The organism is Prevotella sp. S7 MS 2 (assembly GCF_000762865.1).
GTDB lineage: Bacteria > Bacteroidota > Bacteroidia > Bacteroidales > Bacteroidaceae > Prevotella.
The window spans coordinates 1-12,868 of sequence record NZ_JRPT01000020.1 but is presented as its reverse complement, the minus strand read 5'-3'; the positions used below and the strand labels follow the sequence as shown (position 1 = coordinate 12,868).

The following is a 12,868-nucleotide window of genomic DNA, read 5'->3' as shown; positions in this document are numbered from 1 at the left end:
AGCCAAATGTGGAAAGAACATTTCCTGACAAAGCATATGGCATCACTTCTTGATTCCCCTTTAACTCCATCACTTTTTGTGTCTCAATTAATAAGCGTCACCTTGTGATACCTCATCTTTTGTGATTTCTTTCTTGTCGAGTGCTCTCCATGCCACTACGATATAAGCTAATACAAATGGGATGAAGAGTGAAACGATAGACATGGTTTTGAGTGTGAACGGACTACTGCTGCTATTGGCAATGGTCAGCGAACTCTGTAGGTCGACATTAGAAGGATAGTAAGCTGTGTTGTTCCAACCTGCCATGAGGAAAAGAACCAGTACAACGAGTACGACACCGATGCCGGTTGGCCAAATACCGCGAATAAAATCTTTTTTCAAAAGAGTAACGATGACACCGCCAAGTACCAATACCACGCCCACTAAGAAGATAATGGTGAGATACCACATGTCCACAAAGTTGTGTAGATATTTATAAGGTTCCATGGCAATGATGCCTGTAGCAGGGTCGTAAGCAAAACCGTCTTTGCACAGTGTGCGGCCTAAGAACGATAGGAAAAACACGAGGAAGGGGACGGTGGCATACAATAATTGCTTGCGAGCATTGGTACGAATGTTCTCATCGTTCACATTATTAATAATATAAAGCGTGCCTAGCATACGAGCAAGGAAGAAGACCGCAAAGCCAAGAATAAGATTCCATGGGTCGAGCAATGCATCTAATCCGTGGCTGAGATTAGCCCAACGGCTGATGACCGGTTGTAATTCTTGGGTGATATTCATCTTGTCGACAATGAAATTGCTACCATCGAAGAAGGTTGCTACAGCACCACCAAGCAATAGCGGAGCCAAGATACCGTTGATGACAAGCAGCCATTGGAATGTACGAATACCGAGCAAGTTGCCCAGTTTGTTTTGGAATTCGTAGCTGACAGCCTGCATGACAAAGGTGAAGAGAATAATCATCCATAGCCAATAAGCGCCACCGAAACTGGTGCTATAGAACAATGGGAATGAAGCAAAGAAGCCTCCACCGAATGTTACCAGTGTAGTGAAAGTGAGTTCCCACTTGCGTCCGGTAGAATTGATGACCATACGACGCTCTTCAGGGGTCTTGCCGAGGCTGAATATCAGCGAATTTGCCCCTTGTACAAAGAGTAAAAAAACGAGCAGTGCTCCCAATAATGAAACAAGGAACCACCAATAATGTTGTAATATGCTATAGTCCATAATTGTTCAGTTTAGATAGTTGTTGATGTTGCAGATTCTTCTGTAGCAGTGATACTATGCTCAGGTCCTTTCTTAATCTCTTTGATGAGAATGCTGATTTCTACTGCCAACATAGTGGTGAAGAGACCAAGGAAGATGAAGAAAGTGAGGGCTATGCTACCCGAATTGATGTCGCTGACTGCGGCCCATGTAGGAAGCATGTCTTGAATAGTCCAAGGTTGGCGTCCCATCTCGGCAACAATCCATCCCGATTCGCTGGCAATGTAAGCGAGTGGGAGAGTTGCGACGGTAGCCCATAGCAACCATTTGGCTTTGCTGATGTCCTTGCGATAGACAAAGAACAGGGTTACGGCGAAGAGTAGGATGAACAAACTACCCAAACCAACCATAATGCGGAATGCCCAGAAATTGATAGGAATGAATGGTACTACTTGGTCGGCTGACTTCACATAGCCATATCCGAAGTAGCGCATGTTGTCGGCTAGAAGTTTTTTAGTACCCTCGTCTTTCTTGCCGGCACGATATTGTTGTAAAGCTGCAATAGCCATTTTGCCTCTGGCAATTTTCTCTTTGACAGACGGTTCGCGTGTTCCGTCGGGTTTCGTATAGCCGTTGATGAGCTCGTTAACACCGGGAACAAAGCCGTGGAAGTCGCGTGTAGCCATGAAAGACAGAGCATTTGGTACGGCAATACGGAGAGGCGGTTCTTGTAGAGTCGTGTAATCGGGCTGTTGGAATGGATTTACCCATGCAGCTACGGTCAGACTTTGGTCGTTTCCACCATTATATAATGCTTCCATTGCAGCCAGTTTCATGGGTTGAACCTTACTGATTTGGTAAGCACTGCTATCTCCGGTAAGTGCAGCGAGTAGCGAAGCTATGAGTCCAACACAAGCACCTATCTTGATACTTTCGATGGCTAACTTCTGTTCACGTTTTTTTAAGAGGTACCAAGCACTCACTGCGACGGTGAAAGCTGCACCGATAATCCATGACGAAGTGACGGTATGGCAAAACTTATCGACTGCAAATGGAGACAAGGCTACGTCGATGAACGAGTTCATCTCGAAGCGCATGGTGTCGGGATTGAAAGTTTGTCCGATGGGATATTGCATCCAAGCGTTGGCAACCAGTATCCACCATGCGGAGATAGTGGCTCCAAGACCGGTAAGCCATGTCGATGCGAGATGGAATCCCGGTGACACTTTCTTCCATCCGAAGAACATCACAGCAACGAAAGTCGATTCCATGAAGAAGGCGATGATACCTTCGATGGCCAATGGTGCGCCGAAGATGTCGCCTACGAACCAAGAGTAGTTACTCCAGTTGGTACCGAATTCGAACTCAAGAATGATACCGGTGGCAACACCCATGGCAAAGTTGATACCGAATAACTTCTGCCAAAAGCGAGCCGCATCGCGCCAAAAACGCTTTCTGGTTCGATAATAACAGGTCTCGACAATGCCCATGATGACAGCCAAGCCCAATGTTAATGGAACAAATAACCAGTGATAAATTGCCGTCAAGGCAAATTGTGCTCGTGACCAATCGATGGTTGCGGCAGAGATGTCTAAAAGTTGATTTACCATACTTTGTATATAAATATTGTGTTATTAACTATTTGGCTCTATTGATTAATTGTTCAGAGACGAATTGACTCTTTTGACCTTTGGGTGCTTTCTTGCCTAGGAAGTTGGGAAAGAAAAATACCTTGAGAATGGCAAACATGATAAATAGTTTGATGAGGATGACAGCCCAAAGTGTTTTCCCCAACGTCATGTGGCGAAAACCGTCGTAGTATAGGTCGTAAACTCTATATAAGAAACTATCTCTTTTCATGATATTTTTGTATAAAATATAGTTAGACAATGCCTTGTCAGACTCATTTGAATGTGTAAAATAGTAATGATTACAATTTTCGCCGGTAAAAGTACAAAATAAAATTTAATGTAGTTGTCTTTTTTCCATAAAAATGCTAATTTTTAATATATTATGGGATTGAATAGCTAGAATCCTTGGAAAGTTAAGATAAAAACTCTAAATTTGCATAACTGTTGAATTGAAATCGAATTTCAAAATGAAAAAGATATTCTATCCTTTGATTATTATAGCTTTGTTGCTTGTGGCAGGTATCGTGTATTTGGGTATTAATTTGCACAACCAACAACAGCAAAATAAGGAGATGCAGGAGTTGGCTGAGTTGGATAAACAGGAAATGGAAAACGAATACCAACAGTTTGCCAACCAGTATAGTGAGATGAAATCACAGATTTCCAATGATTCTATTGTGGCTCAACTGACCGCCGAGCAAGAGAAAACCCAACGCTTATTAGATGAGTTGAAGAGTGTGAAGAGCTCTGATGCTCGTGAGATTGCTCGTTTGAAACGCGAATTAGCCACAGTAAGACAGGTGTTGCGGAGCTATGTAATGGAGATAGATTCACTGAATAGACTGAATCAAAACCTTACAGCAGAGAATACTCATATCAGAGGACAGTACGAAGAAGCGACACGACAGATAGAAGGACTGAGTACCGAGAAGGCTTCGCTGTCGGAGAAAGTCGCTATTGCTGCACAGCTGGATGCTACAGGAATTAACATGATATTGAAAAACCGTCGTGGAAAGACTACTGATAAGGTGAGCAAATGTACCGTTATTCAGGTGAATTTCAGCTTGGCCAAGAATGTGACTGCGGCTAGTGGGACGAAGACTGTATATGTGAAAATCGTCTCACCAACAGGTTCTACACTTGGAGAAGGTGGAAACTTCAACTATGAGAATCGGACATTGACGAGTACGATGAGAAAAACTATAGAGTATGGTGGGCAGGAAACGCCGATTACTCTTTATTGGAATGTGTCTCAAGCACTCGAAGGTGGAACTTATGCAGTAAGTATCTTTGCCGATGGAAATATGATAGGATCGAGGAACTTTACATTTAAATAATGAAGAAGTTACTAACTTTATTTTTATGGGTTGGTATTCTTGCGCCGGCCGAAGCGCAGAGAATATTGAGCTTGGATAGTTGTCGTGCCTTGGCATTGCGCAACAATAAGCAGCTTAATGTCTCGAAGTTGAAGCAACAGGTGGCCGCGAATATCAAGAAAGCAGCGCGTACTAAGTATCTACCGAAGGTGGATGCGCTAGGTGGTTATGAGTATACCAGTCGCGAAGTGTCTCTATTGAATAAAGACCAGAAGTCTGCCTTGGGCAATTTAGGAACTACTGTAACTGCGGGGGTAGGAGGTAATCTCACAAACTTAGCAACGACATTGGTGCAGCAAGGTGTTATTTCACCGGCCGTAGCTCAACAGCTCTCTGGTGTCTTGGGGCAACTGTCGCCTGCTTTAGCGCAAATGGGAAACCAGTTGGGAAGCAGTATTCGAGATGCTTTTGAAACTAATACGCACAATATTTTTGCCGGTGCGGTGATGGTTCGTCAACCTCTTTATATGGGTGGAGCTATCGTTGCGGCTAACAATATGGCTCGTATTAGTGAGCAATTGGCACTCAATAATACTGATGTTGTCACCCAATCTACCTTATATAATATAGATCAGGCTTATTGGACAGTGGTGTCTCTCCGTCAAAAGCACAAATTGGCGAAGAGCTATCATGAGCTTGTTTCAAAGCTTGATTCCGATGTCCACAAGATGATCAAGGCAGGGGTAGCAACCAAGGCTGATGGATTGAAGGTCGATGTTCGTGAGAATGAAGCCGATATGCAGGTGATGCAGGTAGAAGACGGGCTGTCTTTGGCTAAGATGTTGCTATGCCAACTCTGTGGTATTCCATTGGATGAGGAAATCGTTTTGGCCGATGAAGGCAAGGAAAGCTTGAGTGTTGACGAGTTTGCGCCGACAATGGAGAAGGAACAACTCGACCAATCTCGTCCAGAATTACGCATGCTTCAGAATTCAATAGATTTGAGTAAGGAAGCTACGAAGGTGATTCGTGCCGCTTATTTGCCGCAGGTTCTCTTGACCGGTGGTTATCTCATATCTAATCCAAATGTCTTCAATGGCTTTGAAAATAAATTCTCAGGCATGTGGACGTTGGGAGTCATGGTGCGAGTACCGGTTTGGAACTGGTTTGAAGGCAGCTATAAAGTGCGAGCATCGCGTATAGCTACCGATATGGCTACACTGGAATTAAGTGATGCCCGCGATAAGATTGGATTGCAAGTTGCACAGAGTCAATTCCGCGTAAAGGAAGCACAGAAGAAGCTAAACATGGCTAGAAAGAATATAAAGAGTGCAGAAGAAAATCTACGTTGTGCCAATTTGGGATTCAAGGAAGGGGTAATGGAGTCGACGGATGTCATGGCTGCTCAGACAGCATGGCAACAAGCGCAGAGTCAAAAGATTGATGCGGAGGTCGATGTCAAGCTTACACTCGTTAATCTAAAGAAAGCTCTTGGTATATTACAATAATCGAATAGAATATCATGTCAGTAAAATCTCAACATAATAACATTCTGTTAGCCGTCATAGGATTTGCGGCTGCCGTCATCATAGTGGCTCTTATAGGTTTCTTTACGTTAGGAAAAACCGAAGAAATCATTCAAGGTGAGGTAGATGTATCGGAATATCGAGTATCCTGCAAGCTACCCGGGCGAGTGGTAGAACTCTGTGTAAAAGAGGGAGACTACGTACATGTGGGTGACACGTTGGCACTATTGGAGGTTCCGGAAGTCGATGCACAGAAGCAAGTAGCTGAGGCTACACAGGGAGCGGCGGCTGCCATGCGCGATATGGCGGACAATGGGGCACGCAAGGAACAGATACAAGGAGCTTATCAGTTGTGGCAACAGGCTCTTGCAGCGAGTGATATAGCTCAGAAATCCTACACTCGTGTACAGCGTTTATATGATGAAGGAGTATTGAGTGGACAGAAACGAGACGAAGCTTTCGCCGCTTATAAGGCTGCACAAGCGCAGGTGAAGGCTGCTGAGAGCCAATATGAGATGGCTAAGAATGGAGCTCGTGCCGAAGAAAAGCAAGCAGCTACTAAGCAGGTTCAGGCTGCTAAAGGAGCTGTGAATGTAGTAAAGGCTCTGTTAAAAGAGACTGTTCAGATTGCCCAAGTAGAGGGTGAGGTGAGCGATGTATATCCTAAAGTGGGAGAACTTGTAGGAATTGGTTCGCCCATTATGAGCATCTCGGTGATGAAAGACATGTGGGGAACATTCAATATACGTGAAGATCAGTTGAATGGAATGAAGGTTGGTGATATCATTACAGCCTATTCTCCAGCATTCAACAGAGACCTCAAGATGAAAGTCTACTACATCAAAGACGAAGGTTCGTATGCTGTTTGGAAAGCAACCAAGTCGAACGGACAGTACGATATGAAGACATTTGAAGTCAAAGCGCGTCCTATTAAGCCTTTTGAGGGGCTTCGTCCCGGCATGTCATTGATTGTTAAGAAATAATTTATCTATTCGGTTATCGTAAAAAACTAGTCATTCTTAGAATGCACACCATTAAACAGATATATCATATTGCCCTTCGCGAGTGTGGCATCTTGTCTCACAACCCTATTTATCTGTTTTGTATGGTGGTGTTCCCGATTATTGTCGTAGTCTTTTTTACGTCGTTGATGAGTGCCGGTCAACCCACAGACATGCCTGTAGGTGTAGTTGATTTAGACCGCACATCGACTACTCGGCAACTTGTTCGTAAGTTGGATGCATTCCAGAGTACGCAGGTGGTGGCTCATTATGAAAACGTGAACGAAGCACGCACGGCCATTCAGCGCAATCAGATATACGCATTTCTGTATATCCCACATGGTACTACCGATGGTTTGATGACAGGTAGCCAACCCAAAATTTCTTTTTATTATAGCAATACGTCGTTGACGGCAGGCGCATTGTTGTTTCGCGACCTCAAGACCATATCCACATTAGGTTCGGCCTCGGTTGGTATGAAAAAGTTGTCTGCCATCGGTAAGACCGGAAATGAGATTCGTACCTATCTCCAGCCCATCGCTGTCGATCTCCATACTATTAATAATCCATGGGTAAGTTACAATGTTTATCTGAGTAACATGCTCATTCCCGGTTGCTTGATGGTGTTTATTTTCCTGATTACGGCTTATTCTTTGGGTACGGAATTGAAGTTTAATCGTTCCAAAGAACTTATGCAGATGGGCGATAACAACATTTTCCTTGTTGTTTGCGGTAAGTTCTTACCCCAAACACTCATCTTTCTTGGCATCGTATATGGCTATATGGGCTATGTCTACGGTGTCTATGGATTCCCACACCCCGGTGGTATTGTCCCCATGTTGTTGCTAGGACTGCTCATGGTTTTGGCTTCCCAATGTTTTGGTATCTTTATTTTCGGCCTCATACCCTCCATGCGTATGTCGATGAGTGTGTGTTCGTTGTGGGCTGTATTGAGTTTCTCCATGGTTGGAGCAGCTTATCCAGCCTTTGCCATGTCACCGGCTTTGGAGATGTTGGCAAACCTTTTCCCTTTACGACATTATTATATTATTTATCAGTTATGCATTTTCAACGGTTATCCGTTGCTTGAAGCATGGCCTTATATATTGGCTTTGATGGTATTCATTGGGCTGCCTTTATTTATAATTCGTCGACTCTACATCGTTCTGTTGACTTATGATTATGTATCATAGAGAGTATGGAAAAAGATAGTTTGATATATAAAATAAGCCATGGATTACGCGATATGTGCTATATCTGCATGCGTGAGTTGCGTCAGACGGTCACCGATGAGGGAGTACTTATCTTCTTTATCCTCGTGCCTTTGCTCTATCCGCTGGCCTATTCTTGGATTTATAACAACGAGGTCGTGCGCGAAGTGCCGGTAGCAGTGGTCGACTTCTCGCACAGTCATGCTAGTCGTGAGTTTACTCGCTTGCTTGATGGTACGCCCGATACCAAGGTTGCTTATCATTGTAACAGCTTGGATGAGGCCAAAGACTTGGTGGGTAAGCAAGTAGTAAATGGCGTGATTTATTTTCCAAAGCAATTTCAGAACAAACTTTATCGACAAGAACAAACGCATGTCGGAGTATATTGCGACATGAGCCTGATGCTTACTTATAAAGCCATCTACCAGTCGGCACAGGCTGTAGCTTCGCAAATGAATACGAAGATACAATTGTCTCTATCCAAGAATTTTACTTCGCGCGACGAAGAGGTGAGCAGTAAACCGCTTGATTTCGATGAAGTTCCCATTTTCAATACTACCGGTGGATATGGTAATTTCATTATTCCGGGTGTCCTTATGTTAATTATTCAGCAGACGCTTTTGCTGGGAATAGGATTATCGGCCGGTACTGCGCGTGAGACAAATCGCAATCATGAATTAGTCCCCATCAGCCGTTATCATGCCGGAATATTCCGTATTGTGTTGGGTAAGTTCATGTGCTATTTTATGATTTATATGGTCTTGGCAGCTTATCTCACATTGATTGTGCCACGATTGTTTGGCTTCATCTCGTTAGTATATGCCTACGATCTCACCATGTTCATGCTACCTTATCTGTTATCGTGTATTTTCTTCGGCATGACTATGTCGTGTTTGGTTCGCCTTCGTGAGAATGTTATGCTGTTGGTAGTGTTCACATCGGTACCATTCCTCTTTATGTCCGGTGTCTCATGGCCGCAAAACGACATACCCGGAGTATGGCAAGGCATAGCTTGGTTGTTCCCCTCGACATTCGGTATTCGTGGATTTGTACGTATGGGTAGCATGGGTGCGCGTCTCTCTGATATTCATCCGGAGTACATCGCTCTATGGATTCAAACGCTTGTATATTTCTTTTTGACTTGCATAGTCTATCGCAATCAGATGCGTAGGGCACGAGCTAGCTCGTCAGAGTCGCCCATGATGGTCGATTCATCCAATTCTTCTGAAGTGGCGGATTAGGCTACTTTTTTGTTTTTTCAATTGTAAATTCATATCTCATGAAAGAGAAATCTCATGGAATGGCAAGTGTGTTGGCTGCCCTTGCTGCGAATATACTTGTTGCAATATCCAAGTTTGTAGGTTTTGCTTTATCCGGTTCTACTGCCATGTTGAACGAGTCTATCCACAGTGTGGTAGATTGTGGCAATGAAATCCTTTTGCTGGTAGGCGACAAGCGTGCCAAGGGAATGGTCAGCGAGAATCATCCTTTTGGTGAATCGCGTGCCAAATATTTCTTTAGTATAGTGGTAGTCATGATGTTATTCTTTGCCGGTGGTGCTTTAGGTATCATGGAAGCCTCTGAGAAACTATTCCATCCTGAACATTCGGTTGAAAATACTTGGTTGGTAATGGGCATCTTGGTATTTGGTTTGATAGTGGAATGTTTTAGCTTACGGGTTGCTTTGAAAGAGATAGCCGAGTTGAACACGGAGAACTTACCGCTATTCCGCTTTCTACGTGAGAGCCGACATAGCGAGGTCCTTATTATCTTTGCTGAAGACGCATGTGCTGTTGTGGGATTACTCTTGGCCATGCTTGGTACGATATTGGTGGCTGTTACCGGTCTAGCATTCTTCGATGCTTTGTCTGGATTACTGATTGGACTCATGCTTTGTTTGGCTGCTTTGTTCCTCGCCCGCGAATTTTACGGTCTCATCATTGGAGAGTCTATGACCTCTAATGACCGTCGGTTGATGAACAGAGCTTTTGAACGTGAAGAGATAAAACACCTCATCAGTCTTAAAACCATCCATTTAAGTTCGACAAATATACTGGTGGCGGCGAAAGTAGAGATGCAAGATGCATATCGGGCAGAGTCGGCCGGTGTCATTAATAGAATAGAGGAAGAGATAAGAAAGAGCTTCTCACATTATAAGATATACATCTATATAGAGACAGATGTATATCAATCTGATTATCAAGTAAAGTCGGAGTAGTTGACTGCAGTGGCTTTGCAGTAATTCTGAAACGCCCAAACAGCATTACTGAACAGTTGATACAGCAATGTTGTCTCAACCTTGCAGATCGGGAATAGATAAGTTGATGAGTACCTTGCTATATGCAAAAAGCTCCCTCCCTATTCGTTTTTAAAACGATAATCTCATTGGAAATGCCTTTTACTAATTTTTTATATTCGAATGGGATAATCAAATTTTTTATGTCTTTTCGTGTTTTTGTAGAAAGTATACTCTTTTTAGGGGAATTATACTATAACTTTGTTATTACTGAAAATGAAATATTTAACCTATATTAATACATTTCTTGTAGCAGTTTTAGGGCTGATTCTACTATACAAATTATAAATAACCTCATAAGTCTGATATGCCACAATTAGATAAGAGCATTTTATTAGGACTTCGAAATGGTCAATTGAAGCATTTTGAAATGGTATTCCATCATTATAATAGATGGGTATATAATTTCGCATTCGACTTGTTGGAAGATGCAGCTGCAGCTCAAGATATTACCCAAGATGTGTTTGTGCAGGTTTGGAATCATCATGAAAGTATTGATTGTGATGCAAATTTTGAAAGTTATTTGTGGTTCATCCGACATTTGGAGTGATGAACCATAAGCTCTTATATTCATATAGTTACGAAGTAATAGCCTCCGCTAAAAGCCTATAAAAAGCCATTTTATAAAAACAAAAAATCATAATTCAAGCTTTTCTAAAGTCGGCGTTGCCGAACTGCTGTGCGACATCGTTAAATCCTTTTATATAAAGCTGTTATAATGGAGGTTTGTTATCTTCTACGACAACGTTGATTATATCTATCACTCCAAATTCCTGATGAACCAAAATTATTTTCTCAGCACATAAGTGCAAGAAGTCGTGTAAAAGTTTCGTAAATATTTTATCTTCGAAAAAACAGGCGAGAGAAGTCGTGGAGTCAAATTAAATTTTTGCTTATAATGAGGATTGATAAGCCATAATTGCCGTTTAACTATCCGAAAACCAATTGTTTTTATAAGTTTTTCAAAACTTTCAACAGTCACTTGTGAGCGTTTTATACTAAACAGTTCCTGAATAGTATCACTATTAGTTCCATTGAGTGTGAGGAAAGCTTTATAAAGAGGATTAGGAAGAAGATGTATGAATGGAATTTTAGAAACAAAGCCAGTACTGATTTGTTGATGTCCACCAAAAGGATTTTGCCATGCAGGAAAGCATACAAAAACTAAACTTTTTTCTGTCATGAACTCTTTTATATGAGACAAAAATTCTTTCTTACAAGGAGGTTCTATATGCTCTATCACATCCCTAAGTATTATAATATCAAATTTTCCTATTCCCTCTTTTGAATTATTAAGTAACATAAAATTTTCACATATAAAAGTACCTTTCTGATTTTCTCTCTTAAAAAAATCTACAGCTTGTTCTATGCGTGAGCCGCATATGTCTATACCTGTTACCAAACATCCTATTTGAGCAAAAGGTAGCAGGTTTCCTCCCTCCCCACATCCTATTTCAAGGACTTTTGTTCCTACTCCTATATTTATATAGGAACGCAGTAATTCTATATAGAAGTCTTTGGTTGTACAAGCCAACTCTTGAAAGTAACGAAATCTATCTTTGTGTCTTTTTTGCATTTTTTTTAATATTAAAAAAACACACGAGTTACTATAATGTTTTTTTGCAAGAATTTTGTCATAGTAACTCATGTGTTTTTATTCGGTACGAAAGTAATCTCGTTACCGAATTGGTTTGTAAAATGTCGTTATTATTCTATGATAAACTGATAAGTCCTAAATATTGTTCCATATTATCATTTTCTACAACCCTATTAGGCAAAAATGAAGAAACTCTTGTTATATAAACTCCTCTCATTATTTTACAGCATTATAGATTAACATGTATTTCCTTCTTAATTCTTGGATACTCAATCCATCACCCGTAATAGCAAGTAAAAAGGAGTCTCCGTAATACAAGGAACGGAACAATGATATTGCCAGCTCAGACTCCACATTACCACTCAACTCTCCACATTTGACACCTAAATCATAGTAATGCCTCCATTGATTATGAATTAGTATCTCTATTTCATTATATTTTTCCACAAATCCATTATAATGAAAAGATGCAGATGCCAATAAATTCACATATTGCGCAGAGATGTTTTTATCAATTCTGTTTTCTTTCATCACTCTCATTCGTTTCTCTGTATTATTCAATTCATAGTCAATATAAGTCCAGAATGGAGTTTTCTCTGAAGCAGGAATATCCGCATTCAACGTATCAGATATGAAATCAAATATAAACTTATCGATAACAGCCTTATATAATCCTTCTTTATTTTTAGTTCGATAATAAATAGAGCCACGAGTTATTCCTGTGGCTTCTTCTAAATCTCCAGTTGTTACATTTACATATTCTTTTGACAAGAAGAGTTTAAATGCTTCTTGCAATATATAATCTGTCTTATCTTTTGTTTTGCTTCCCATAAATAATAGATTCTAAATTATTATAATGGTGATACTAATCTTTTAATGTTCGCAAATATCTGAAATTTTATAATTGTAACCAAATTTTTCGGAGGTTTTTTCTTTAAAAAGTTTCTTTTTTCTCTCTTTTTCATGTGTTGCAGTGTAAAATGGTTGATTATAAGTCTTTTTGCTGGCATAATAACGACACTAAAACTTCTAAAAATTATTTCCTATAGAGTTAGATGTGATTAATACGCGAGTTCGGGAT

General features: G+C 41.2%; 12 protein-coding genes. 7 read left to right on the top strand and 5 right to left on the bottom strand.

Features of this window, described 5'->3' with window-relative positions; genetic code table 11:
- Positions 1-87 precede the first annotated feature (87 nt).
- From HMPREF0671_RS04660 to HMPREF0671_RS04650, 3 genes are read right to left on the bottom strand one after another with little or no spacing between them, the layout of a single operon-like run.
- Entirely contained in the window at positions 88-1,230 is a 1,143-nt protein-coding gene (locus HMPREF0671_RS04660; RefSeq protein ID WP_036897274.1) for a cytochrome d ubiquinol oxidase subunit II, read from the bottom strand.
- An 11-nt stretch (positions 1,231-1,241) separates the two neighbouring features.
- Entirely contained in the window at positions 1,242-2,819 is a 1,578-nt protein-coding gene (locus tag HMPREF0671_RS04655) for a cytochrome ubiquinol oxidase subunit I (RefSeq protein ID WP_036897272.1), read from the bottom strand.
- A gap of 28 nt (positions 2,820-2,847) precedes the next feature.
- The gene (locus HMPREF0671_RS04650; protein WP_036897268.1) at positions 2,848-3,069 is read right to left on the bottom strand and encodes a DUF4492 domain-containing protein; all 222 of its coding nucleotides are present in this window, start codon (positions 3,067-3,069) and stop codon (positions 2,848-2,850) included.
- Positions 3,070-3,307: 238 nt separating this feature from the next.
- Between HMPREF0671_RS04650 and HMPREF0671_RS04645 the strand changes: the two genes are divergently transcribed.
- The 7 genes from HMPREF0671_RS04645 to HMPREF0671_RS04610 all read left to right on the top strand — a co-directional run bounded on the left by HMPREF0671_RS04645 (position 3,308) and on the right by HMPREF0671_RS04610 (position 10,740).
- A complete protein-coding gene (locus HMPREF0671_RS04645; protein WP_036897265.1) occupies positions 3,308-4,177 on the top strand; it encodes a hypothetical protein in 870 nt (289 codons plus the stop codon).
- Complete coding sequence (locus tag HMPREF0671_RS04640; RefSeq protein ID WP_036897264.1) at positions 4,177-5,664, top strand: TolC family protein; 1,488 nt, start codon at positions 4,177-4,179, stop codon at positions 5,662-5,664. The genes HMPREF0671_RS04645 and HMPREF0671_RS04640 overlap by 1 nt, the downstream gene beginning before the upstream one ends.
- A gap of 14 nt (positions 5,665-5,678) precedes the next feature.
- On the top strand, positions 5,679-6,665 hold the full coding sequence (locus tag HMPREF0671_RS04635) for an HlyD family secretion protein (RefSeq protein WP_036897261.1): 987 nt from the start codon (positions 5,679-5,681) through the stop codon (positions 6,663-6,665).
- A gap of 41 nt (positions 6,666-6,706) precedes the next feature.
- Entirely contained in the window at positions 6,707-7,876 is a 1,170-nt protein-coding gene (locus tag HMPREF0671_RS04630; RefSeq protein WP_036897258.1) for an ABC transporter permease, read from the top strand.
- A 5-nt stretch (positions 7,877-7,881) separates the two neighbouring features.
- Positions 7,882-9,135 carry an ABC transporter permease gene (locus tag HMPREF0671_RS04625; RefSeq protein ID WP_036897254.1) on the top strand — a complete coding sequence of 418 codons (1,254 nt, stop codon included), beginning with the start codon at positions 7,882-7,884 and terminating at the stop codon, positions 9,133-9,135.
- Between the two features lie 38 nt (positions 9,136-9,173).
- Complete coding sequence (locus HMPREF0671_RS04620; protein ID WP_036897251.1) at positions 9,174-10,112, top strand: cation diffusion facilitator family transporter; 939 nt, start codon at positions 9,174-9,176, stop codon at positions 10,110-10,112.
- A 385-nt stretch (positions 10,113-10,497) separates the two neighbouring features.
- Positions 10,498-10,740, top strand: a complete 243-nt coding sequence (locus HMPREF0671_RS04610; RefSeq protein ID WP_052052842.1) for an RNA polymerase sigma factor — start codon at positions 10,498-10,500, stop codon at positions 10,738-10,740.
- Positions 10,741-10,977: 237 nt separating this feature from the next.
- Here the strand turns inward: HMPREF0671_RS04610 and HMPREF0671_RS04605 are convergent, their stop codons facing one another.
- Together HMPREF0671_RS04605 and HMPREF0671_RS04600 are read right to left on the bottom strand one after the other, a co-directional pair.
- Complete coding sequence (locus tag HMPREF0671_RS04605; protein ID WP_369793922.1) at positions 10,978-11,838, bottom strand: class I SAM-dependent methyltransferase; 861 nt, start codon at positions 11,836-11,838, stop codon at positions 10,978-10,980.
- A gap of 165 nt (positions 11,839-12,003) precedes the next feature.
- The gene (locus tag HMPREF0671_RS04600; RefSeq protein WP_036897245.1) at positions 12,004-12,618 is read right to left on the bottom strand and encodes a TetR/AcrR family transcriptional regulator; all 615 of its coding nucleotides are present in this window, start codon (positions 12,616-12,618) and stop codon (positions 12,004-12,006) included.
- Between the last annotated feature and the right edge of the window lie 250 nt (positions 12,619-12,868).

Bases quoted from the DNA above. Each gene is read 5' to 3' on its own strand.
- HMPREF0671_RS04635 (WP_036897261.1), top strand. From the start codon at position 5,679: ATGTCAGTAAAATCTCAACATAATAACATTCTGTTAGCCGTCATAGGA.
- HMPREF0671_RS04605 (WP_369793922.1), bottom strand. From the start codon at position 11,838: ATGAGTTACTATGACAAAATTCTTGCAAAAAAACATTATAGTAACTCG.
- HMPREF0671_RS04610 (WP_052052842.1), top strand. From the start codon at position 10,498: ATGCCACAATTAGATAAGAGCATTTTATTAGGACTTCGAAATGGTCAA.
- HMPREF0671_RS04645 (WP_036897265.1), top strand. From the start codon at position 3,308: ATGAAAAAGATATTCTATCCTTTGATTATTATAGCTTTGTTGCTTGTG.
- HMPREF0671_RS04630 (WP_036897258.1), top strand. From the start codon at position 6,707: ATGCACACCATTAAACAGATATATCATATTGCCCTTCGCGAGTGTGGC.
- HMPREF0671_RS04600 (WP_036897245.1), bottom strand. From the start codon at position 12,618: ATGGGAAGCAAAACAAAAGATAAGACAGATTATATATTGCAAGAAGCA.
- HMPREF0671_RS04655 (WP_036897272.1), bottom strand. From the start codon at position 2,819: ATGGTAAATCAACTTTTAGACATCTCTGCCGCAACCATCGATTGGTCA.
- HMPREF0671_RS04660 (WP_036897274.1), bottom strand. From the start codon at position 1,230: ATGGACTATAGCATATTACAACATTATTGGTGGTTCCTTGTTTCATTA.
- HMPREF0671_RS04650 (WP_036897268.1), bottom strand. From the start codon at position 3,069: ATGAAAAGAGATAGTTTCTTATATAGAGTTTACGACCTATACTACGAC.
- HMPREF0671_RS04640 (WP_036897264.1), top strand. From the start codon at position 4,177: ATGAAGAAGTTACTAACTTTATTTTTATGGGTTGGTATTCTTGCGCCG.
- HMPREF0671_RS04625 (WP_036897254.1), top strand. From the start codon at position 7,882: ATGGAAAAAGATAGTTTGATATATAAAATAAGCCATGGATTACGCGAT.
- HMPREF0671_RS04620 (WP_036897251.1), top strand. From the start codon at position 9,174: ATGAAAGAGAAATCTCATGGAATGGCAAGTGTGTTGGCTGCCCTTGCT.